Below are 22,751 nucleotides of genomic sequence, written 5' to 3' on the forward strand. Positions count from 1 at the left end.
CACAGGGTTTCGGGTGAGCTGTTATCGGTTCGTGCCCGAGCTGGTGACTCGACGGCCCCTCGCGATGTGTCAGGACGTGAAGATGGTGTCCTGCCATTCGTGGTGCGGGTCCTCGTGCTGGTCGATGAAGACATGCTTGACCTGCGTGTACTCATCGAATGAATACTGGCTCATGTCCTTGCCGAAGCCGGAGGCCTTGTACCCGCCGTGAGGCATGTCGGAGACGATCGGGATGTGCTCGTTGATCCACACGCATCCGGCCTCGATGTCGGCCGCGGCACGCATCGTCCGGTTCGTGGTCGTCGTCCAGGCGCTCGCCGCCAGCCCGTAGCGGGTGTCGTTGGCCAGTTCGATGGCTTCGTCGTCGGTGTCGAAGGCGATCGCGACGAGGACAGGACCGAAGATCTCCTCGCGCCATACCTCGGCGTCGGTGTCGATTCCGCTGATCAGCGTGGGCGCGTAGTACGCCGTCGAGTCCGTGTCCCCGGGCAGAGCTTCGCCGAGGTGGTTCGTCGTCGGGACCTGCCCGCCGCAGTGGATTGTGGCCCCGGCTTCACGGGCGCGGTCGACCATGTCGGAGACTCGTGAGCGGTGAGTCAGGGAGATGAGGGAACCCATGTCCGTGGCGGGCTCGGACGGGTTGCCGACGCGGACGCCGTCCATGAGTTCGGTGACCCGATTGGTGAAGGCCTCGAAGTGCTCGCGGGCGACGATGGCCCGAGTCGCCGCGGTGCAGTCCTGGCCGGAGTTGATGAGTGACCCGGCCACGGCGCCGCGGGCTGCGGCTTCGATGTCGGCGTCGTCGAAGACCACGAGCGGGGCCTTGCCGCCGAGTTCGAGATGGATGCGAGAGCCCTTCGCGGCGGCGAGTTCCATGATGCGCCGGCCCACCTTGGTCGAGCCTGTGAACGAGGACATGACGACATCCGGGTGGGTGATGAGCGCTTCACCGGCGCCTTGACCGTCACCGGCGATGACGTTGATGACACCGGGGGCGAAGCCTGCGGCGGTGGCAGCCTCGGCGAGGATGAGTGAGGTCCCGGGAGTCATCTCCGAGGTCTTGAGCACGATCGTGTTGCCGGCGGCGACGGCTGGGAAGATCTTCCACGCGGCCATCTGCAGCGGGTAGTTCCATGGGGCGATCGAGCCGACGACGCCGAGGGGCTCACGCCTGGTCATCGACGTCGACTTCTCCCAGTAGGTACCGGCCGCCAGTCCTGTGAGCTGCCGCGCGGCCCCGGCGAAGAACTTCGCATTGTCGATCGAGCCGGGCACATCGAACCCCTGGGCCAGGCGAATGGACTTGCCGGTCTGCTGGGATTCGAGTTCGGCAAGCTCCTCGGCGCGGGCCTCGAGCTGCGTTGCCAGTCCGAGCATCAGCTCTGCCCGTTCTCCGGGAGTCAGCGCCTTGAAGGCTGGATAGGCGGCCTTCGCCGAGGCGACCGCTTCGTTGACGTCGGCGGCGTTCGCGAGCGTGTACTCACCGGTTCTCTCACCCGTGGCGGGATTGACGAGTGTGAAGGGGGCGCCGCGGCCTTCGTGATAGCTGCCATTCCAGTAATGCATAGTGTCACTTCCAACCGAGTTGCACGTCAGTGTGTGGTTTCGGGCGACCAGATGTGTCGCCGGTCACTGTTCATCACACCTTAGCGGAACCACTGGGCAGATTCCACCGATTCCGTTGCGTGAGATGGCTGTGAGTGGAGAAAACTATTGGAATAAGTACGAGGCGTGCTGAAACAGTGCCGATACTTGCGTATTCCGTGGATCGGTCTGGTTTGACGCGGGCGTCATTGGCCCAGTGGCGCCTTTCGCCGAAACACGCCCGCCCCACCGAGACGCGCAGTTGGCGTGCGTGTCTCGGCGGGGCGGCGATGTATCGGCGAAGTGCTGGGCTCTCAGCCGGGGAACTGCTCGCCGGTGAGCTTCTCGAAGGCCTCGATGTAGCGGGCACGGGTCTTCTCAACCACCTCGGCGGGCAGTGCCGGCGGGGGAGTGTCCGAGGACTTGTCCCAACCGGACTCCGTGGTCAGCCAGTCGCGGACGAACTGCTTGTCGAAGCTCTCCTGCGCCGTGCCTGCCTCATAACTCCCGGCGTCCCAGAAGCGTGATGAGTCCGGAGTGAGCACTTCGTCGCCGAGGACCATCGTGCCGTCGGGCAGCGTCCCGAACTCGAACTTCGTGTCGGCGAGGATGATGCCGCGCTCACGCGCGATCGCCTCGGCGCGCTGATAGATCTCGATCGTCAGGTCGCGGGCCTTCTCAGCCGCTTCGACGCCGATGGTCTCCGAGATCTGCGCGAAGCTGACGTTCTCATCGTGGTCGCCCAGATCGGCCTTGGTCGCGGGTGTGAAGATCGCGGGCTCCAGGCGGTCTGCTTCGATGAGACCTGCCGGCAACTGGATTCCGCACACGGAGCCGGTGGCCTTGTAGTCGGCCATTCCCGAACCGGTGAGGTAGCCGCGGGCCACGCATTCGATGGGCAGCATCGACAGGTTCTTGACGATGAGACCGCGACCGGCCACAGCCTCGGGAACGGTGGAGCTGATGACATGGTTGCCGATGATCTCCGACAGCTGGTCGAACCACCACAGGCTCAGCCCGGTCAGAACCTTGCCCTTGTCCGGGATCTCGGAGTCGAGAACCCAGTCATAGGCGGAGATGCGATCCGAGGCGACCATGAGCAGCTGCTTCGCCGAAGCCGCATCGGCGGCTGTGTCGGGAATGTAGAGGTCGCGGACCTTGCCCGAGTACACGTGCCTCCAGCCCGGAAGTTCGGCAGCCGTGGAGTCGAGCCCAGCCGAGGCCGGTGCCTCTGCGGGTGCCGGGTAGATATCGGCCACGGCGACCTGCCCGCGGGCGGCCACCTCGGCGATGTCGGTGCGGTGCTGTTCGCCGTCCCACCTGACCTCGTCCACAGCGGCATAGGCCTTGGCCCGTGCCTCGTCGAGGTCGTTGCCCAGCGAGACGACGGAGAGCACACGTCCGCCGGCGGTGACGATGTCTCCGGTCTCAGCGACGTCCTCGGAGATGACAATGTCCTCAGGGGCGAACCCGGCGCCCGTGTCTGTGGCGCGGGCGGTTCCGGCATGGAGGATGTGGACGTCTTCGAGCCCATCGGCCGTGTTGAGGCCACGGATGATGTCGCCGGTGCGCGGAGTGTTCGGGTAGTTCTCGGCGGCCATGACCACGGTCACCGAGGTGCGCGGATCCCAGTCGAGTTCGCCGACCTCGTCGAGGCGCCCCTCGGCGGCGGCGAGCATGGTCTGACCCAGCGGGCTGCGCAGGCGGGAGAGCACGGATTGGGTTTCGGGATCGCCGAAGCGGACGTTGAACTCAACGACCCGCATGCCCTTCGAGGTCAGGGCGAGTCCGCAGTAGAGGAGACCGACGAACGGGGTGCCGCGGCGGGTCATCTCATCGACGACCGGCTGGGCGACGGTGGTGATGATGTCGTCGACTGTGCCGGCCGGGAGCCAGGGCAGCGGCGAGTAGGCACCCATGCCGCCGGTGTTGGGTCCTGTATCACCATCGCCGATGCGTTTGAAGTCCTGGGCGGGAGCCAGCGGCAGAGTGTGCTGGCCGTCGCAGAGGACGAAGAGGGAGACCTCAGGGCCGTCGAGATAGTCCTCGATGACGACCCGGTCGGAGACCTCGAGGCAGGAGCTGGCATGGGTCAGAGCCTCGGCGCGTTCCGAGGTCACGACGACTCCCTTGCCGGCTGCCAGGCCATCGGCTTTGACCACGTAGGGGGCGCCGAAGTCGTCGAGGGCGACGGCCGCCTCGTCGGGGGTATAGGCGACCACGGCGCGTGCGGTGGGCACATTCGCGGACTCCATGACCTCCTTGGCAAACGCCTTCGAGCCTTCGAGGATCGCGGCCTCGGAGCTGGGGCCGAAGACCGGGAAAGAGGACTCACGCAGGGCGTCGGCGACCCCGGCGACCAGTGGTGCCTCGGGGCCGATGACCACGAGGTCGACGTCGAGTGTCTCCGCCAGTGCGGTGACTGCGACGGAGTCGTTCATATCGACGGCTTCGGTGTGCGCGATCGCTGCAATTCCCGGGTTGCCGGGTGCGGCGATGACGGCGTCGACCTGGGGGTCGCGACTGAGAGCAAGGACGAGGGCGTGTTCGCGGGAGCCCGAACCGATGACAAGAACCTTCACCCCACCAGCCTATAAGGTCGTAGGCTTGAGTGCGTGACTCCTTCCACTTTCACTTCCGCCGGGGCCGTCGAGTTGGCCGCAGTCGTTCGCAGCGGATTCGTAGAATCCCGCCATATCGGTTCCGCCGTCGTCCTCGATCCAGAGGGATCTCCCCTGATCAGCCTGGGTGCTCCCGAGGTTCCCGGGTTCACCCGGTCGAGCCTCAAACCCCTCCAAGCCATTGCCGCAATGAATCTCGGCGCCGATGTCAGCGGCACGTGGGCGGCGCTGGCCACCGCCTCCCACGCATGCGAGGCCGGCCATGCCGAGGCGGTTGCCGGGATGCTCGGTTCCGTCGGGCTGAGCCCTGATGACCTGCAATGCCCGTCCGCGCACCCCGCCGACGGGGCCTTCCGCCGGAGCCTGCAGGAAGCCGGCACAGGTGACCCGAAGTCGCCCCTGTACTTCAACTGCTCCGGCAAGCATGCGGCGTTCCTCATGGCCGCCACGGCTATCGGCGCGAACACCACGAATTACCTTCAGCCCACTCATCCGGTGCAGGCCAAGGTCGCCGAAGTGGTCGAGGCCTTTGCCAGCGAGAGCCCGGCCGCAGTGGGCACAGACGGCTGCGGTGCCCCCGTCTTCGCACTCAGCCTGGTCGGTCTGGCGCGGGCGATCGGCCGCGTGGTGCGGCTGGGCAGTGCAGATCCTGCCACAGCAGACGCGAACCCGATGACCGCCTCGGCGGCTGAGCCCTATGCCTCTTATGCGAGCGAGGCCCGCACACTGATGGATGCTGTCTTCGCCGAACCCTGGGCGATCGAAGGCCACGGCAAACCGAACACAACGGTCATCGACCGCCTCGGTGTCTTCGCCAAGGGCGGGGCCGAAGGCGTCATCGTCATGGCCACGAAATCCGGATACTCGGTCGCGCTGAAATGCCTCGACGGTTCGTCACGGGCGACGGGTCTCGTGGCCCTGACTCTGTTGCAGAAGGCCGGAGCCCTGCCAGACGTCGACGACGAACTCCTCGACGAGGTCAGTGCGGCGATCACCGGACCCGTCACCGGCGGCATCGATTCCGAGGGGCGGACGGCAGTTGTCGGTCGGGTCATCGTGGGTGAAGATGTAGCGAGGATCAGGCAAGAGGGAGAGTCACTGATGGCGATTCGCAGAAGGATTGACCCCGATGAGGGGCGCAACGCCCTTGAGATGTGGGTGGCGCATTCGGACGCCGACGCGGCACCGGCAGATCGGCCGACCCTGGCCACTGCGGTGAGATTCACTCTCGAGGAACTGGCGTCGCGTGCTGAGGGCAACAGCGTCGAGGTCCGCGTCCCGCCGTTCGGAGTCACCCAGTGCATTCCCGGACCCAGGCACACCCGCGGAACACCGCCCAACGTCGTCGAAACCTCGGCGCAGGTGTGGTTGGAGATCGTGACCGGTCAGACCGAATTCTCCGCCGCGCTCGCCGAAGGCTCGGTTGACGCTTCGGGCACGCGCGCGGACATCAGCGACTTCGTCCCTTTGTACACATCGGCAGAATTGGAAGGCCGGCGATGAACGCCCAGATCACCCAGACCACCTCATTCATCGGTGGACGCCATGTCCCCTCGCTGACCACCTACGCCAACGTCGACCCGGCCACGGGCGAGCACCTCGGCGATGTGTCCCGCGGCGGAGCCGACGAGGTCGACCGTGCGGTCAAGGCTGCGGCCCGGGCGCAGCAGGAGTGGAAGCGCTCGAGCACCGAGCAGCGTTCGAAACTGTTAGTCACCACCGCCGAGGTGATCCGGGCCAACCGTGATGAGATGGCCGCCCTCGAATCCGAGGACACCGGCAAACCCCTGACCCAGGCCTACGCCGACGTCGACGTCTGCGCCCGCTACTTCGAGTTCTACGGTCACACCATCGAGTCCTACTACGGGCGCTCGATCCCCATGGCCGAGGACATGCACGTCTACACCCGCCGTGAACCCTACGGCGTGACCGGGCACATCGTGGCCTGGAACTACCCGCTCCAGCTCATCGGCCGCGCAGCCGCGACCTCGCTGGCCACCGGCAACGCCGCCGTGGCCAAACCCGCCGACGAAACGCCGCGCTCCACGGTTCGCCTGGCCGAACTCATCCATTCCGTGGGCTTTCCCGCCGGCGCATTCAACGTGGTCACAGGCAAGGGCAGTGAGGCGGGCGCGGCATTGGCAGCCCACCCGGGCATCGCGCATCTGGGCTTCGTGGGCTCGACTCAGGTCGGCTCGCAGATCGCTCACGCCGCAGCCGATCGGGTCATCCCGACGGTGCTCGAACTGGGCGGAAAATCCGCGAACATCGTCTTCTCCGATGCCGATGTCGACGCAGCCATCCCGTCCCTGGTCCGTTCGGTCATCCAGAACGCCGGCCAGACCTGTTCGGCCGGTTCCCGACTCATCGTCGCCCAGGACGTCCACGCCGAGGTGGTCGAGAAGATGGCGGCCGCGATGGAGAAGGTGACCATCGGCTACGGCATCGACGACCCCATGCTCGGGCCCCTGATCTCGACGAAGCAGCAGTCCCGCGTCGAAGGGTTCCTCTCCGACATCGGCAACGCCCAGATCGTCACCGGCGGGACCAGGCCCGAGGGCCTCGCCGAGGACCTCGTCGGTGGCGCCTTCATCACTCCGACGCTTGTCGACAATGTGTCCCCGGGCTCGAGGATCGCGCAGGAGGAGGTCTTCGGCCCCGTCGTCGTGGCCATGACCTTCGGCGACGAAGAAGAAGCGATCTCCCTGGCAAACGGCACCGACTACGGCTTGGTCTCGGCCCTGTGGACACAGAACATCTCCCGAGCTCATCGGGTCGCCGCCGAGGTGGAGGCCGGGCAGATCTTCGTCAACACCTACGGTGCCGGCGGGGGAGTGGAACTGCCCTTCGGCGGATTCAAGAAGTCCGGCTATGGCCGCGAGAAGTCCATCGAAGCCTTCGACGAGTACACGCAGACGAAGACCGTCGTCGTGAAGCTGTGAAATCGTGACGCTGTGAAACCGGCAGATCGCGGTCGTCGATGACTCCTGCAGTCCTCGGACTGGTGCTGTTCGCCTCGGTGGCCCATGCCCTGTGGAACATTGCTGCGAAGTCCGTCTCCGGTAAGGGCTATGCCTTCGTGCTGGCCTATCACGGGCTGTCGGCGATCCTCCTGGCCCCGATCGCGGTCTGGCTGCTGGTCTCCGGAACACACGAGTTCAGCCTGGGACTCCTCAGTGCCGCAGTGCTCAGCGCAAGCTTCCACATCGCATACTCGGTGGCCCTGCAATCCGGCTACGACCATGCTCCGCTGGGCGTCGTCTATCCCACGGCGCGCGGGGTCGGTCCGATCATCACGATCATCATCGCGGTGCTGTTCCTGGGTGAGCGGCCCACCCCACCGGAGAGCATCGGCGCCTTCATCGTCCTTGCCGGCATCGCGGTCGTGACGGTGCGTCCGCGAGGTGCAGGCTTCAGGGCAAACAGCCACGGCTCTCATAGCCACGGCATAGGGCGCGGTCTGGCTTGGGGCGCGCTGATCGGAACCTTCATCGCCTCCTACACCTTGTGGGATGACTTCGCCGTCAACCACATCACCGACTCACCGCTGCTCTACTTCGCTGTTTCCGAGGCCTGTGTCGCAGTCATCATGGCCTTGGGCATCGTGGCGCTCCCCGGCGGTGCGGGGCGTCGCGGGGACGTCACATCGATCCTGGCCGAGCACAAGCCAGCCCTGGTCACCGTGGCCATCCTGTCCCCGTTGGCGTACCTGCTCGTCCTCTTCGCAATGCAGCAGGCACCGGTGTCCCTCGTGGCTCCTGTGCGAGAGACCTCGATCATCGTCGGCACGCTGCTGGCCTGGTGGTTCTTCGGGGAGAAGAACATCGGCATGAAGCTGACCGGCGCGGTGGTCGTCGTCGCCGGCATCGGTCTCATCGCGCTGGGGTGAGGCTGATGCCAGCGGTCAGGAGGATGGTGCTGCGCCTCAACGCGCCAGCAGCCAGCGCCCCAGCGTCACGGCAGGGACGTTGTCAGCGCCTCTTCGCCGGCTTTCGGCGGAGTACGCGCACCACTCGTGTGGGGCACACAGAGTGTGAGAGTACGGCCTGGGAGGTCGACCCGAGGATTGTTGACACGAAACCGCCGCGACCGCGGGAACCGATGACCATGAGTTCGGCGCTGTAGGTGGCACTGATGAGCACCTCGGTGGCGGGGGCATCGAAGATCGACCAGCGAACGTCAACCTCGGGGAACTCTTCCCTGAGGGACTTCACGGCTTCTTCCAGCGAGGTCACGGCTTCGTCGTACATCTTCACAAGGTGTACTTCGCTGGGCATCCATTCCGGCGAGAGCACGTGGGCGGCCGTGATGCCGACCAGGTGCAGGGGCCGACCATAGATCCGAGCCTGCACGGCGGCGTCGCGCAGGACCGGGCCGTCGGTCTCGAAAGGATCGATCGCGGCGACGACCTCACCGCTGAAGTCGGTGCCGCTGTCGCCGGATCCGGCGGTGGCCGTCCGCGCGCCGGAGGAGCGTACAGGCGGGTCGATCAACAGGGGCCTCTCGGGCATCGGGCGTTGGGGCCACGTGCTGGGGATGACCACGGTGGGGCAATGAGCGTGCGCGGGCATCGCCAGGGCCACAGACCCCAGCAGGCGGCCGGCGAAACCACCACGACCGCGGGCGCCGATGACGGCGAGATCGGCGTTCTTCGAGTTGTCGACCAGCGCTCCAGAGGCATCCCCGGGAGAGACCACCGTCGACACCGGCACCGAGGCGTCGGTGACGGTTCGGGCGCTGTCATCGACGAGTTTCTGCACCGACCTCTTGATTGCTGTGTCGAAATCGGTCGGGTAGACGATGTCCGCTTGGGTCATATTGACACCGGGAACGGTGTACGCCGCCACGAGGCGAATCTCAGAAGCGGTCAGCTGCGCATGTCTGATCGCCCACTGCAGTGCGCCTTGGCTGTTGGCGGAGCCGTCGACTCCGACGATGATCGTATGGGACATGTCCACCCCTATGTGAGAAGCCGTACTGTGCTTGTCTCCATCTTATGGGATTGCCCGGATAACTGCCTGGGAGTCGGCGGAAGAGTTCTCGACTAGACTGTCCGCGACTTGATGTGCGGGCACTATGGGCCCGCCACCGACACCGTTGCTCGAGGAGATCATGAAGGACCAGATCGACGTCGCCGTTCGTCGCAGCCCCAAGTACTCGGTATTCATGGGACTCGGTGCGATCCTCGGTGTCCTCGTCGCGGGTGTACTCACGCTCCTCGTCGATCCCGAAGCGATGCCCACCGGTTACACCGTGGCCAAGGGAGCGGGACTGCTCCTTCTCATCCTCGCCGTGGGCGGATTGTTCCTCGGCGGGCTTCTGGCGGTGATCCTGGACTGGCTGGGTCGGAGGAAGGCACGCAAGTACCGCGTCGACGCGGAGATCGACATGGTCGACGATCCCAAGGAGATCGCGCGTCGTCGTATCGCCGAAGCCAACGGCGAAGATCCCGACGCCAGTGTCACCTCGGACGACACCTCGGCAGGGGAGACCCTCGGAGGCAATCGCTCCGACAACGACAGCGCTGACGACGAGCCCCGGAACGGATCCTCGAGTACCGGAGTCTGATCAACTTGTGAAGTGGGGCTCACCGATGTGAGAGAATCCTTCATGTGGCAAGAGGAGACGGGCAACTAACGCACGAAATCGACCCCCTGGACCGCGGACCTCAGGATGCTTGTGGAGTATTCGGAGTCTGGGCACCAGGCGAGGAGATCGCCAAACTCACCTACTTCGGGCTCTATGCTCTGCAGCACCGCGGACAGGAGTCCGCGGGCATCGCTGCCAGCAATGGCAAGCAGATCCTGATCTACCGCGACATGGGCCTGGTCTCACAGGTCTTCCACGAACGCGATCTCGAACTTCTGCAGGGCCACATCGCACTCGGGCACACGCGCTACTCGACGACCGGTTCGCCGTCATTCGAGAACGCACAGCCCACGCTGGGCCCCACGCCGTTCGGCACCGTGGCGTTGGCGCACAACGGCAACCTGACGAACTTCGACGAGCTCGAGGCTCTGGCCGACGGTCGTCGCGACGATGCCGACAAAGTCGTCAAGGACGCGACGAAGAAGGTCACCCGAACTCGGCCCTTCCGCGACTCCTCCAATGACACTTCCCTGGTCACAGAACTCTTCGCCACCGAAGAGGGCGAGAACCTCACCGAGGCGGCACTGAACCTCCTGCCCAAGGTCGAAGGTGCGTTCTCACTGGCCTTCATGGACGAGAACACCCTCTACGCTGCACGTGATCGCCACGGGGTCAGGCCGCTGTCGCTGGGGCGAATGGAGAACGGCTGGGTCGTGGCCTCTGAGACCGCGGCGCTTGACATCGTGGGCGCCTCCTTCGTGCGCGATGTCGAACCGGGCGAACTCATCGCCATCGACGAAGACGGTCTGCGCTCCTTCCGATTCGCCGAACAGGACCAGGCCCGCTGCGTCTTCGAATACGTGTATCTGGCCCGGCCAGACAGTGTGCTCAACGGCAAGACCGTGCATGCAGCCAGAACCCAGATGGGCCGCCAGCTGGCCGACGAGTTTCCCGTCGATGCCGATCTCGTCATCGCCACCCCGGAATCGGGAACGCCGGCCGCCGTCGGCTATGCCGAACGATCCGGCATCCCCTTCGGTCAGGGGCTGATGAAGAACGCCTATGTCGGCCGCACATTCATCCAGCCCTCGGACACCCTGCGACAGCGCGGCATCCGACTCAAACTCAATCCGCTGCGCGAGAACATCGAAGGCAAACGGCTCGTCGTCGTCGATGACTCGATCGTGCGCGGAAACACTCAGCGTGCCCTCGTCCGGATGCTGCGCGAAGCCGGAGCGAAGGAGATCCATGTGCGCATCTCCTCGCCACCGGTCAAGTGGCCCTGCTTCTACGGCATCGACTTCGCGACCCGGGCCGAGCTCATTGCCAACGGCCTGAATATGGACGAGATCCGTGACAACCTCGGCGCCGACTCCCTGGGATACATCTCCCTCGATGGGATGATCGAAGCCACCCAGCAGGAGCGCAGCCAACTGTGCACCGCCTGCTTCTCAGGCGTTTACCCGATTCCTGTCAACAACACCCCCGCCGACAAAGGATGTTGAGTTGAGCACCGATCCAGCTAAGTCCACCACCTATGCCGCTGCCGGCGTCGACGTCGAGGCCGGTGACCGCGCCGTCGAACTGATGAAGTCCGCAGTTGCAGCCACCCACAACGCGAATGTCGTCGGCGAGGTGGGCGGTTTCGCCGGACTCTTCGACGTCTCAGTGTTCAAGGACTTCGACCGTCCGCTGCTGGCCTCGTCCACCGATGGCGTGGGCACGAAGGTCGCGATCGCGCAGGCTCTCGACAAGCACGACACCATTGGATACGACCTGGTGGGCATGGTCGTCGATGACATCATCGTGTGCGGTGCCAAGCCTCTGTTCATGACCGACTACATCGCCTGCGGCAAGGTCGTGGCCGAACGCATCGCCGACATCGTGCGCGGCATCGCCGAGGCGTGCGCCAGCGCCGATGTCGCACTGGTCGGCGGGGAGACCGCCGAACACCCGGGCCTGCTCGGAGTCGACGACTACGATGTCGCGGGTGCCGCGACCGGTGTCGTCGAAGCGTCCAAACTGCTGGGACCTGAGAAGGTGGCCGCCGGTGACGTGCTCATCGGGTTGCCATCTTCTGGCATCCACTCGAACGGGTACTCCCTGGTCAGACACATCATCGCCGAGGCGGGCTGGGGACTGGATCGCAACGTGCCGGAATTCGGTCGCACTCTGGGGGAAGAGCTCCTCGTCCCCACCCACGTCTACACCGCTGAACTCAACGCCCTGTTCTCTGCTCTGCCCGATGCCGTGCATGCGGTCTCGCACGTCACCGGCGGGGGACTGTCTGCCAATGTGGCGCGCGTGCTGCCGAAGGGCCTCGTGGCGAAGATGTCGCGGGCGTCGTGGGAGATCCCTCCGGTCTTCTCCACCCTCGGCGATCTGGGCGGAGTCCCACAGGAAGACCGTGAACGGACCTGGAATCTCGGCGTCGGCATGGTCCTCGTGTCCTCTGCTGCGTCCGTCGACAGCGTGCTCGCAGCCTGCCCCGGCTCATGGGTGCTCGGCGATGTCAGCGTCGACGACGGTTCACTGGCTTCGGAACTCGACTATGTCCAAGGCGCCAAGGGCGTCGACGGCGGAGCCGCAATCCTCGGCTGAGGGCGTGGCGTGAGCGTGGGCGTGGCGTGAGCGGACTTCGTGCCGGCCGACGCGCTTCGCGGTACACGCGCTTCGCCTCGGCTCCCGTTGGCTTGCGGATCGTCCCGGAAGCTCTAAAGCGTCCCCTCGGCTCCAAAACGTCTCGTTGCTGAGGTTGTCGGTGGAACTGCCGGGGTGTGATGGCCAAGCAGCTGTAGGAGCTGGAGCTACGGGTATGGGATGCCGCAGGCTGTAGGGCAGAACACACTCAGGGCGAAACCCCTTCGGCTGAACAGTCCCTGCAGCCACCAGGCAACGCAGCAACCAGGCAACGCAGCAACCGGGCAACGCAGAAGGCGGAGGCCGTAGCCTCCGCCTTCCTGCTTGAGCGAATCCGATGCTCAGGTGCCCGAACATCGATCACATCAGTGCTGATCGGTCAAGATTCGCGCTGTGTATAGTCGTCTTCTTCATCGTCGACGTTGTACTTGTCGGCGTAATCCGAATAGTCCGGCTCGTTGTCGTACGGATCTGACGAACCGGACGCCTGCGACTCGGAACCCAGTTCCTGCTGGAGTCTATTCAGGTCGGTGTCCGGGCTGTAGTATTTCAGCTTCCGGGCTACCTTGATCTGCTTTGCCTTTGCGCGGCCGCGACCCACTGGCGTGACCCCCTCCGTCGTCATGTGGGGCGAAGCGCCCCGGACTAGATCTCTGCTATGCGCTTAAATCCTACCTGTTCGCAGTGGGAAGTTCCATTTTGAGGCCCGACCTTGGATAGGCTGAACCCATGGCCTACAGTCGCGATTATGTTGTCACTCTGCGCATCTTCGAACCCATCGTGGTTCATTCCGCATTGCAAGACGAGCAGGTGGAAGACAACCGTGCTCGGGTCGAGGAGGAGGTCTCCGATGACGCCGACCAGCGCTTGATCTCACTGCCACCGAGCCCTGTGGCTGAATCGTTTCGCAACACCCCGATCTTCCTTCCGGCGTCTCAGACTTCGGACGGAGTCGATCGGTGCTGCCCCGCCCAGGAGGACATTCGCGGGTGGGAAGCGCTCGAAGCATTGAGCGAGCACACCTCGAAGGCGACGCTGGACATCATCGCTCCGAAGTCGGTGCGCAGGCGTGCAGCCAGTCGGCGCGCCGAGTGGCTCCAGGACGCCAAGGACACCCGGGTCTTCACCCGAGTCTCGGCATGGGATGTGCCGCCGTCATGGTGGCTGTTCTTCTCCCTCAGCGAAGACCAGATCATCACGAACGAAACCGATGCCGGTCTCAGAGTCCTCATTCGTACGGACATCCTGGCCGCCTCGGCGAGAATGGAATGGGCTGCGGAGACCGTGGCAGACAAGTCCAAGGTCGTCGACATGGTCGAGCAGACATCGATTTTGGCGCAGTGGGTCGACGGCTTCGACATGAACTCCGTGCTCGAACTCGACCTGGGTGGGATGAGCGATGTGCTCTGGCCCAACGAGGCACCGGAGCTCGTCGATTCGTGGGTGACCGCACTGAGCAACGACGATCCAGAAACAGCGGTCGCATCCTTCCAGAAGTACGCGGCGATGTGGGAACAGCTCAATCTCTACGCTCGCAGTTCCTGAGCCCTTCCAACTACCTGACGGCGGCCCAGGCACCCCGCGCGAGGTTGCTGGACCGCCGCTAGGTAGTTGGGGGAGGCAGGCGGCTACGATGGTCTGCGTACCCGCGGCGTCGAGAGAATGAACCACACAGCGCATGGATGAGAAGAAGCGTCGACTTCTGACGAAGAGGAAACCGCCGTCGGAGTCTGCGGCCGAGTCTGCGACGAAGCCGAGGCCGATGACGACGTGGTCGATCGTCTGGCGCCTCGCAGCGACCGCGATCGCGCTGATCGTCCTCACCTGCGGACAGTTCCTCAACACCAATGACTTCTTCCCGCTCGGGTCACTCACGCAGTACGCCACCGCCAAGGACCTCAACGGGACGGTGAACTCGACGTGCATCGAAGCACAGTTCCCCGGCGAGGACGAACCACGCAGGCTCGGCTTCAACACGGCGACAGTGGGAATCGAACGCGGTGACATCGAGTCCCAGCTCGATCGGGTCATCAGCCACCCCGAACTCCTGCAGACCCTGGCCGACTCCTTTGAGCGCCTCCATCCCGACGAGCCGAAACCGGAGGCGATGATCCTCTGCCGCACCGTGACCCAGTTGGACAACGGCCGCAGCGTCGGCGAACCCGAACACAAGATCCTGGCGACCTGGGAGGTGCAGTGAACAAGCCCACCACCGCCGAGGTGAAGGCCGGCAATCCGCTCATCGCCTGGTTCACGCCCCAGATCTCTTTGGCCCGGGTCGCGGTCTTCCGCGTCTTCATCTACCTCTTCGTCATCGTCGACGTGCTGACCATCTCCGCCGATGTCATCCCACACGGATGGACCCCTGACCTCTATCAGCCGCTGTGGTTGGCCAGATTCCTCCACATCCCTCCGGTCAGCGTCCTCGCCGCACAGATCCTGCTTGCCGCGATCATCGTCTTCTCACTGATGGCAGCAGCTGGAATCCTCCAGCGCCTCAGCGGCTGGCTCGTCGCCATCACCTTCGGGTTGTGGATGTTCTACACGCAGGGCTACGGCTACGTCGCCCACGACCACATGGCACTCGTCGTCGCCGTCGTGGTGCTGCCGACGGTCGGTCTCGCACGATTCCAAGACGTGGGAACCACCTCGGCGAAGGCAGGATGGGCATTGCGGGTCGTGCAGATCTCCGTCGTTCTCACCTACTTCTACTCTGTGGTGATGAAGTGGATCGCCTCGGGCAACATCACCCACTGGGCCAACGGAGCCGTGATCATCTGGGCGCTCATGCGCCGTGGTGCCGAATGGTCGAAGCCGTTCCTCGAGATGCCGGGCCTGCTCATCGCCGGGCAGTGGGCGACGTTGGTCTTCGAGTTCCTCTCGCCGATCGTACTGTTCCTCAAGGGCAGATGGCTCTATGGTGCCGTCATCGTCTTCATGCTCTTCCACCTCATGACCTATATCGCCCTGGGCATCCACTTCCTGCCGACGGTGATCTGCTGGGCGGCGTTCCTGCCCTTGGAGAAGTTGGTTCCGAAGCGCTTCGCCGCGACTTGCTGAGTAGTTCGCCGCGACCCGCTAAGTGTCCCGGCGCAGGGCGTCGAGCACACGTTTGATCGCGGCGCGCTCGGCCGTATCGGGGGCCATGACCGCCACGACCCAACGCGTGGTCGCGACTCCGGTCAGGGGGACGAGTGTGACCCCGGCATCCTCCGGGGTCGTGAATCGCGGCAGCAGGGCGACCTGGTGACTCGAGGCCACGATCGCCTCGATAAGCCGGTTGTCCCGAATGTGCTGAGTGACCTCGAGCTCACGTCCTGTGACGTGTTCGATCGAGGACATGATCGTGGCGAATGGGAACCCGTGGGGCACGCCGATCCACTGAGCATCGACGAGGTCCTCAGGCGTCAGCTCGCCCCTGTGCGCCAGCGGATGTGAGTCAGCCACGGCCACGTCGATGCGTTCCCTGGCCAATGATTCGACCCTCAGCCCTTCGGTCCCAGCCGGTCGTTCGGAGATCAGGCTGTGGGCGATGGCGATGTCGACGTCGGAGGTCAGACCCGCGAATTCGTGCTCGGCCAGATCCATGTCGACGGTGCGCAGGATGATCTTCGGGCTCGTCTCCCGCAGCTGTCGCAGCGCAGAGGGCACAAGGTAGGTCAGCGCACTGGGCAGCCCGGCAATCCGAACCTCACCGGAGGGATCGCCGAGGTAGTCCTCCCAATCCGCTTTCACGCGGGCAAGCGCTGAGGCCACGTCCTTGCCTCCTGCGGCAAGCAGCCTGCCTGCCGTGGTCAGCTTCAGTCCGCGGCCCTCGGCCTCGACGAGAGTGTGGCCGAGTTCCCGTGCGGCTTGTTTGAGCTGCTGCGATATCGCCGAGGGCGTGCGATACGTCGCCCTGGCCACGGCGGTGACGCTGCCTAGTTCGTCGAGCCGGCGCAGCAGCTCTAGATGCCTGGGGTCCATGGGCCAATGCTACAAGAGTGAAGTCCAACTACAAGGTATGTGTAGAATATTTCGATTGTGTTAAGTGTTTGGCGACTCGAGAATAGAAGCATGTCATTCAAACACTGCCTGCTCGCCGTCTCGGTGGCTGTGATGTGGGGGCTGAACTTCCTGGCGATCGATTTTTCGCTCGAACAGTTCCCACCCTTCTTCCTTGTCGCACTGCGCTTCGCCGTGCTGGCACTTCCGGCTCTGCTCTTCGTGCCGAAACCGGACGTGAAGTTCCGCTGGATCGTGGGCTACGGGCTCGGGTTCGGGCTCCTGCAGTTTCTGTTCCTCTATTGGGCGATGGCGGCAGGGATGCCTGCAGGTCTGGCCTCACTTGTGCTCCAGGCCTCGGGGCCGTTCACGGTGCTCTTGGGCATGACATTCCTGCGCGAGCGGGTACGCGGATCACAGATGGCATTCCTGCTCGTTGCCATGGCCGGACTCGGCGTCGTGGGCTGGCAGAGGCTGGATTCGAGCGCGAGCCTCCTGCCGTTCCTGCTCACGCTCGCCGGTGCCTTCGGGTGGGCGATCGGCAACATCTGCAACCGTCAGGCCCACTCGGTCGAGCCCGTGAAGTTCACGATGTGGATGTCGGTGGTTCCACCAGTGCCGATGCTCCTTCTCGCGCTGCTCATCGAAGGGCCGGCAACCATCGGGCAGTCGCTGACGACGCTCATGACTCCCACCGGATGGCTGGGCCTCGCCGGCCTCGCCTACACGGTCATCATCGCCACGATCCTCGGCTCGGGCATCTGGTCGTGGCTGATGTCGCGCAACCCCGCTGGAGTGGTCGCCCCGTTCTCAATGCTCGTTCCCATCGTCGGAATGAGTGCGGCCTGGTTCGTCCTCGGCGAGACGGTGTCTCTGGGGGAGATGTGCGGAGCCGTCCTCGTCATCATCGGCGTCCTCGGAGCAGGAATGCGCGCTGCGAAGGGGCCGAAGATACTCGCCGAGGTGGTGCCCACCGACGTCGAAGATGTGGCCGACGTCCCCGCGGGGACGCGGTGAGGGCGCCGCCCCTGACACCGAGCTAATGTTGTGCCCATGACTTCGACGCATCACCGGCCCCTCACTGCTGAGGATCTCTTGGCGTCCCCGCGGGGACGCTCGCTCGTGTTCGGACTGGCCCTGAGCGGGCGTGAGGACGAATTCGACGACGAAGGCCAGCCCCTCACAGCGTCGGCGCGTGCCTTGGACGAGTTTCGCAACGCTGTCTTCATCGCCGGCTATCTTGCCGACAAAGCGCAGGGGGCCGCGGTGGCGATGTACCTCGGTGAAGGTGACTCGGAACCGGCACCCGGTGCCGTGACGGCCGGCGACGTCGCCGAGAAGCTGCGATTCGTCACACCGTCCAAACCGAGCCAGGCCGAGCTCGAGCACACGATGGCCGAAGTGATCGGAGGTGCCATGTACTGGCAGCCTCCGCACGGGGCTGATCACATCGCCGCTGGACCCGAGGTGTGTGAGGCCCTGCGACCCTTCGCAGAGGAGCTCATCGGCACCGGTCTGCTCGACGCGTGGTCCCGCCCCCTCGACACGGAGAACCAATGGGCGCTGGCCTGGGACGATGAGGAACATCGCGGCGGTCTGCCGGCCGTTTTCACGCACCCGACAGGTCCTATCGACCAAGCAGAGAGCCGACCTGCGATCTCGCTTGCCGATCTGTTCTCACCTGCGGATGGGGACGGGGACAGACTGCCATGGGGCTTCGATGCGTGGCTCGGCCATGTCCTCACTACGGAAACCGAGTACCGTCACGACTTGGTCAAAGACCCCAATGACGAGGTCAGCGGCGAATGGCGGTCGACCCCGCCCAAAGGGCTCTGGACCTCAACATCAACCTGGCCGGACCAGACCCCGATCGGGGTTGAACTCGTCGAAGACGATTTCGGTCTCGAACGCGCGCGGGCCTGCCGCCTGCGACTGCGCCCGGAAGCCCACATCGCTGAGATCTGCTGGCCCGAGGACTGGGCGCAGCTGTGCCGGCGTTTTCCGCTCGACGTCACTGCTCAACGCCGTTATGTGTGGTCAGAGACGACCGGGCGCAAGGGCCGGTGGGTGATTCCCGACTGGCCACGAGTGGCCGAGGAATTCGACGGGGTGCACGTGAGCTTGGCCGGTTATCTGCGCACCGCAGGCTCCGTCGTAGAAGTCGGCGATCACAGCCTCGTGGAAACTTCACCGTCCCTGCCCACGATCGGGAACACCGATGATGCCACCGTGAGCCTCATGGCGGGTTGGCACCCGGATATGACGTTCTGGCTCAATGACGTCGTCGACACTGTCACCGAAGTGGTCGAGTGGGTCTACGACAACGATGCAGACGCGTGGCGGCGGACGCCGACACAGTGAAGGCGGCGAGCAGAAACGTCCCCGCGGGGACGCGTCGAACGATGATCTGAGCGCTGTGAATATCGACTCCGGCGGTGCTCCACGGACACCGCACCCGGGCACCATGATTCGGCTGTATGCTCAGCGGATCACCGGTGGTGTCCGCACCGTCAGCACCTGTCATGTCGCAAGTGCTCATGGCTGAGTCTTCAAAGGAGAAACAGTGTCATCGAAGTTCGCCGATCGCATTGCTCGCGTCCAGCCGTCTGCCATCCGTGAGCTGCTCAAATACGGCGACGATCCGTCCATCACCTCCTTCGGCGGTGGGTACCCGGATGCATCACTATTCCCGGCAGTCGAGCTTCAGCGGATCTACACCGAGGTCCTGACTACGGACAGTGCAACCGCTCTGCAGTACACCGCCTCGGCGGGGCTGCCAGGTCTGCGCGCGCAGATCGCCACACGCATGTCGGCTGCGGGTGCGGCGACGGATGCCGATGATGTTCTCATCCTTCATGGCGCCCAGCAGGGGCTCGATCTGGTGGCAAAACTGCTCATCAACCCGGGCGATGTCATCGTGACGGAGAATCCGACCTTCCTCGGTGCCCTCATCGCGTTCAACCCCTGCCAACCCGAGTACGCGGCCGTCGAGATGGACTCCGACGGCATGGATGTCGACGCCCTCGAAGCAACGCTGCGGGGGACAGATAACGTCAAGTTCATCTACGTCATCCCCGACTTCCAGAACCCGACCGGTGTCAGCCTCAGCCTCGAGCGCCGCAAGCGCATCATCGAATTGGCCAACGAATTCGATGTGCTCATCCTCGAGGACTCGCCCTACCGCGAGCTGCGCTTCGAAGGCGAAGCACAGCCCACCCTGGCCTCACTGGACACCGAGGACCGGGTCATCCACCTCGGCAGCTTCTCGAAGATCCTCGCCCCCGGAGTGCGCCTGGGATGGGTGAGTGCGGCACCGGAGATCCTCGACAAGCTCAGCCTGCTCAAGCTCGCCGCCGACACTCAGTCGTCCACCCTGAATATGACTGCGGTGACACGGTTCCTCGAGACCTACGACATCGACGCCCACCTCTCATCGATGCGTGGCGTCTACCTCGCCAAACGTGACCTCATGCTCTCGACCATGGCCGAGCATTTCCCCGCCGAGGTGGCCGTGACCAAACCCGAAGGCGGACTCTTCACCTGGGTGACCTTCCCCGAAGGCTTCGACGCGACCGTCTTCATGGCCGATCATGCTCTGCCCGAAGCGCGGGTTGCCTACGTGCCCGGGGTATCATTCTTCCCGACCGAGCAGCGCAGCAACTTCGCCCGGTTCAGCTACTCGGGCCAGTCGGATGAGGAGATGGTCGATGCCCTGACCCGGTTGGGCGCGATCCTCAACGAACACATCTGAACGAGAATCACGATCTGATCGTCACCGCGGCGGCCTGAGGCTGCAGCGACATGCCCCGGAGGTGGTGCCAAATCGGACCCGCGGGCTTACGGTCAACATATGACCGTCGCACCCAGGGTCGTTCCGGAGCCGAACCCATCGACCGCGCTCGCCGCGATGGTGGTGCTTGCCGGTGCTCTGTGCCTGTCGATCTCGGCGATCCTGGTCAAACTTGCAGGCGTGGATGCGGCGACGACGGCCGTGCTGCGGTGCGCGATCGCAGTCATCGCCCTCGTGCCCCTGGCTCTGTTTGAGCGCCGACGCCGAGGCGGGCTCTCCCGGGCGGGGGTCCTCTGGGCGATCGCGGCCGGGGTGGCACTGGGCATCGACTACATTGCGTGGACGGCCTCGATCTACCTGGTGGGTGCGGGTGTCGCCACTGTGCTCGTCAACGTCCAGGTCATCGTGCTGCCTCTGCTCGCCCTGGTCATCGACCGTGAGCGTGTGAGCGCACGCTTCCTCATCTCCCTGCCGCTGATGCTCATCGGCGTCGGACTGGTGGGCGGGATCGTGTCTTTCGCCGAGGTTGGCGAGAACGCCGTTCTCGGCACCAGTCTGGCCCTTATCGCCGGGATCGGATACGGGGTGTACATGTTTCTCACCCGCCGGGGAACAAGACGTAAGGCCGAGGGAACAATTCAGCCCCTGGCCTGGGCGACCGCCTCGGCGGCGGTGACCGCGGCAATCGTCGCCCAGTTCACCGGCGGCATCCACCTCACCGGGATCGGTCCGAACTCGTGGATGTTCCTCATCGCCTTGGCCCTTCTGGGGCAGGTGGTGGCGTGGCTGTTCATCAACAGGGGAAGCGTCCGATTGGTGCCGTCGATGACAGCGAGTCTGCTGCTCATCCAACCCGTGCTCGCCCTCGTGCTTGCGGCATTGATCCTCGGCGAGACGCTCACCGTGGATCAGGCGCTTGGGGCAGGCCTCGTTGTCGTGGCGGTGGCCGTAGCCAACGGAGTGTGGCGGATGCGTTCGCGCCGGCGCCGACAGGTTCTCAGGGGGCCAGACTCGGCGCCTCGGTGATGCCGAACTGCGTCTTCAACGCCCGCCGGGCCGCGAACCAGCCGTTCATGCCGTGGACTCCGGGCGCCGGTGGGGTCGCGGCCGAACACAGATAGGCGCCGGGGACGCCGAGGCTGTAATTGTCCCAGCTGGTTCGCGGTCGGGCCATCATCCGGTAGAAGGAGACGAGCCCGGTGGCGATGTCGCCGCCGATGAGGTTCTGGTTGTGTCCGGCCATCTCCGAAGCGGGGATCGAGTTGTAGGACACGATTGTGTCGCGGAAGCCGGGGGCGAAGCGCTCGATCTGTTCGATGATGTATTCGGTCGGATCGAGCGGACAGTCGAAGGGCACATGAGCGTAGGTCCACAGTGGGCGCAATCCGTTGACCTCACGCGAGGGATCGAACACGGTCGGGTCGGAGACCAGGCAGACTGGGTGGGCCGGCATGCGTCCGGCAAGGACGTCTGCCTCGGCGGCGGCCATCTGCGTCCGGGTTCCGCCGACGTGGATGGTGCCGGCACGGTTGATGTTGGGATCAGCCCAGGGCACAGGCCCGTTGAGGACGAAGTCGACCTTGGCCGCGGCATTGCCCTGCTTGAAGCTGCGCAGCGACTTGTCGACGCGGGCCGGGATGAGGCCGGAGAAGATCTGTGCGGCATTCAGCGCCGAGGTGTCGAGCAGGTATGCGCGGGCTGAGGGCATATCGGAGACGTGATCGATGCGCGCATTCGTGGTCACCGATCCGCCATGGGCCTCGAGGTCGGCGACCATGGCGTCGATGATCGCCTGCGAACCACCGACAGGGGACGGCCAGCCACCGGCGTGGGCGACGGTCGCGAGCATGGTGGCCGTAGCTGCCGTGCCCATGCTCGGCAGGCCGCCGATCGCGTGTGCGGCGACGCCGGTGAACAGGGACTGGGACGTCTCATGTGAGAGCGGAATGTTCCAGGCCGGGCTCGCCTGGGACAGCAGGCGCATCCCGAACTTCACCACGTTGGCGATACCGGGGACATCGCGCAGGGTCTCCGGGATTGAGCGTTTGTCGCCCAGGGACAACCAGATCGCATCATCGACACGTTCGAGGAGTGGGGCGAAGAAGCGTCGCCACTCGGGTCCGGCCGCGCCGAGGTGGTCGACCGTTGCCTCGAGATCATGGAATGCCAGCGCGGCGGGCTGATCGTCGAGGGGCTGAGCGTAGGAGACTTCCGGGGTGGTGAACTCAAGGCCCCGGGAACGCAGATCGAAGTCGACGAAGAAGGGGCTCGAGATCGCCAGCGGGTGTACGGCCGAGCAGATGTCGTGAGTGATCCCGGGAGCCAGCCCGAGATCGAGGGTGCGTGCGCCACCACCGACGGAGGATTGGGCCTCGAAGACCTGGACCGAGAGACCGGCCCGAGCCATGGTCACTGCTGCGGCCAAGCCGTTGGGTCCGGAACCGACGACAGCGACATCTACCTGGGGATTGCTCATGGACTCAGTCTAGGTGCAGAGGAGGCAGCTCTCTCATGCATCGAACATCCCAGTTATCCCCATGGCA

At 64.8% G+C, this 22,751-nt stretch carries 19 protein-coding genes; 13 read left to right on the forward strand and 6 right to left on the reverse strand.

Going from position 1 to position 22,751, the window contains the following annotated elements:
- Positions 1–69 precede the first annotated feature (69 nt).
- The gene (locus tag AAFP32_RS02585; protein ID WP_350270518.1) at positions 70–1,566 is read right to left on the reverse strand and encodes an aminobutyraldehyde dehydrogenase; all 1,497 of its coding nucleotides are present in this window, start codon (positions 1,564–1,566) and stop codon (positions 70–72) included.
- 332 nt (positions 1,567–1,898) lie between these two features.
- Entirely contained in the window at positions 1,899–4,166 is a 2,268-nt protein-coding gene (gene purD, locus AAFP32_RS02590; protein WP_350270519.1) for a phosphoribosylamine--glycine ligase, read from the reverse strand.
- A gap of 33 nt (positions 4,167–4,199) precedes the next feature.
- On the opposite strand from purD, the gene AAFP32_RS02595 reads away from it, so the two are divergent.
- From AAFP32_RS02595 to AAFP32_RS02605, 3 genes are read left to right on the forward strand one after another with little or no spacing between them, the layout of a single operon-like run.
- Positions 4,200–5,708: an asparaginase gene (locus AAFP32_RS02595; RefSeq protein ID WP_350270520.1), complete on the forward strand. Its 1,509-nt coding sequence runs from the start codon at positions 4,200–4,202 to the stop codon at positions 5,706–5,708.
- Positions 5,705–7,147 (forward strand): aldehyde dehydrogenase family protein, encoded by a 1,443-nt coding sequence (locus AAFP32_RS02600; protein WP_350270521.1) that lies wholly within the window; start codon positions 5,705–5,707, stop codon positions 7,145–7,147. Before AAFP32_RS02595 ends, AAFP32_RS02600 begins: the two co-directional genes overlap by 4 nt.
- A gap of 38 nt (positions 7,148–7,185) precedes the next feature.
- Complete coding sequence (locus AAFP32_RS02605; protein ID WP_350270522.1) at positions 7,186–8,094, forward strand: DMT family transporter; 909 nt, start codon at positions 7,186–7,188, stop codon at positions 8,092–8,094.
- Between the two features lie 82 nt (positions 8,095–8,176).
- On the opposite strand, the gene AAFP32_RS02610 is transcribed toward AAFP32_RS02605, so the two are convergent.
- The gene (locus AAFP32_RS02610; protein WP_350270523.1) at positions 8,177–9,157 is read right to left on the reverse strand and encodes a universal stress protein; all 981 of its coding nucleotides are present in this window, start codon (positions 9,155–9,157) and stop codon (positions 8,177–8,179) included.
- A 160-nt stretch (positions 9,158–9,317) separates the two neighbouring features.
- On the opposite strand from AAFP32_RS02610, the gene AAFP32_RS02615 reads away from it, so the two are divergent.
- The 3 genes from AAFP32_RS02615 to purM are packed head-to-tail and all read left to right on the forward strand — an operon-like array spanning position 9,318 to position 12,395.
- The gene (locus AAFP32_RS02615; protein WP_350270524.1) at positions 9,318–9,773 is read left to right on the forward strand and encodes a hypothetical protein; all 456 of its coding nucleotides are present in this window, start codon (positions 9,318–9,320) and stop codon (positions 9,771–9,773) included.
- A gap of 44 nt (positions 9,774–9,817) precedes the next feature.
- On the forward strand, positions 9,818–11,299 hold the full coding sequence (gene purF / locus AAFP32_RS02620; RefSeq protein WP_350270525.1) for an amidophosphoribosyltransferase: 1,482 nt from the start codon (positions 9,818–9,820) through the stop codon (positions 11,297–11,299).
- Position 11,300: 1 nt separating this feature from the next.
- Positions 11,301–12,395 (forward strand): phosphoribosylformylglycinamidine cyclo-ligase, encoded by a 1,095-nt coding sequence (purM, locus tag AAFP32_RS02625; RefSeq protein WP_350270526.1) that lies wholly within the window; start codon positions 11,301–11,303, stop codon positions 12,393–12,395.
- A 418-nt stretch (positions 12,396–12,813) separates the two neighbouring features.
- Here the strand turns inward: purM and AAFP32_RS02630 are convergent, their stop codons facing one another.
- Positions 12,814–13,035 carry a DUF3073 domain-containing protein gene (locus tag AAFP32_RS02630; RefSeq protein ID WP_350271439.1) on the reverse strand — a complete coding sequence of 74 codons (222 nt, stop codon included), beginning with the start codon at positions 13,033–13,035 and terminating at the stop codon, positions 12,814–12,816.
- Positions 13,036–13,163: 128 nt separating this feature from the next.
- On the opposite strand from AAFP32_RS02630, the gene AAFP32_RS02635 reads away from it, so the two are divergent.
- From AAFP32_RS02635 to AAFP32_RS02645, 3 genes are all read left to right on the forward strand, one after another.
- The gene (locus AAFP32_RS02635) at positions 13,164–13,979 is read left to right on the forward strand and encodes a hypothetical protein (RefSeq protein WP_350270527.1); all 816 of its coding nucleotides are present in this window, start codon (positions 13,164–13,166) and stop codon (positions 13,977–13,979) included.
- Between the two features lie 133 nt (positions 13,980–14,112).
- Positions 14,113–14,634, forward strand: coding sequence for a hypothetical protein (locus AAFP32_RS02640; RefSeq protein ID WP_350270528.1), 522 nt, complete (start codon positions 14,113–14,115; stop codon positions 14,632–14,634).
- Positions 14,631–15,494, forward strand: a complete 864-nt coding sequence (locus tag AAFP32_RS02645) for a hypothetical protein (RefSeq protein ID WP_350270529.1) — start codon at positions 14,631–14,633, stop codon at positions 15,492–15,494. Before AAFP32_RS02640 ends, AAFP32_RS02645 begins: the two co-directional genes overlap by 4 nt.
- Before the next feature lie 18 nt (positions 15,495–15,512).
- On the opposite strand, the gene AAFP32_RS02650 is transcribed toward AAFP32_RS02645, so the two are convergent.
- Positions 15,513–16,400 carry a LysR family transcriptional regulator gene (locus tag AAFP32_RS02650; protein ID WP_350270530.1) on the reverse strand — a complete coding sequence of 296 codons (888 nt, stop codon included), beginning with the start codon at positions 16,398–16,400 and terminating at the stop codon, positions 15,513–15,515.
- Positions 16,401–16,490: 90 nt separating this feature from the next.
- Here AAFP32_RS02650 and AAFP32_RS02655 point away from each other — a divergent pair, with 90 nt between their 5' ends.
- From AAFP32_RS02655 to AAFP32_RS02670, 4 genes are all read left to right on the forward strand, one after another.
- Complete coding sequence (locus AAFP32_RS02655; protein WP_350270531.1) at positions 16,491–17,435, forward strand: EamA family transporter; 945 nt, start codon at positions 16,491–16,493, stop codon at positions 17,433–17,435.
- A gap of 36 nt (positions 17,436–17,471) precedes the next feature.
- The gene (locus AAFP32_RS02660; RefSeq protein ID WP_350270532.1) at positions 17,472–18,779 is read left to right on the forward strand and encodes a hypothetical protein; all 1,308 of its coding nucleotides are present in this window, start codon (positions 17,472–17,474) and stop codon (positions 18,777–18,779) included.
- Between the two features lie 202 nt (positions 18,780–18,981).
- Positions 18,982–20,169: a PLP-dependent aminotransferase family protein gene (locus tag AAFP32_RS02665; RefSeq protein ID WP_350270533.1), complete on the forward strand. Its 1,188-nt coding sequence runs from the start codon at positions 18,982–18,984 to the stop codon at positions 20,167–20,169.
- 99 nt (positions 20,170–20,268) lie between these two features.
- Positions 20,269–21,234 (forward strand): DMT family transporter, encoded by a 966-nt coding sequence (locus AAFP32_RS02670; protein ID WP_350270534.1) that lies wholly within the window; start codon positions 20,269–20,271, stop codon positions 21,232–21,234.
- On the opposite strand, the gene AAFP32_RS02675 is transcribed toward AAFP32_RS02670, so the two are convergent.
- Positions 21,206–22,684, reverse strand: a complete 1,479-nt coding sequence (locus tag AAFP32_RS02675; protein WP_350270535.1) for an NAD(P)/FAD-dependent oxidoreductase — start codon at positions 22,682–22,684, stop codon at positions 21,206–21,208. The two genes, AAFP32_RS02670 and AAFP32_RS02675, sit on opposite strands and share 29 nt — an antisense overlap.
- Positions 22,685–22,751: the final 67 nt, after the last annotated feature.

This window comes from Brevibacterium sp. CBA3109 (assembly GCF_040256645.1).
GTDB lineage: Bacteria > Actinomycetota > Actinomycetes > Actinomycetales > Brevibacteriaceae > Brevibacterium > Brevibacterium koreense.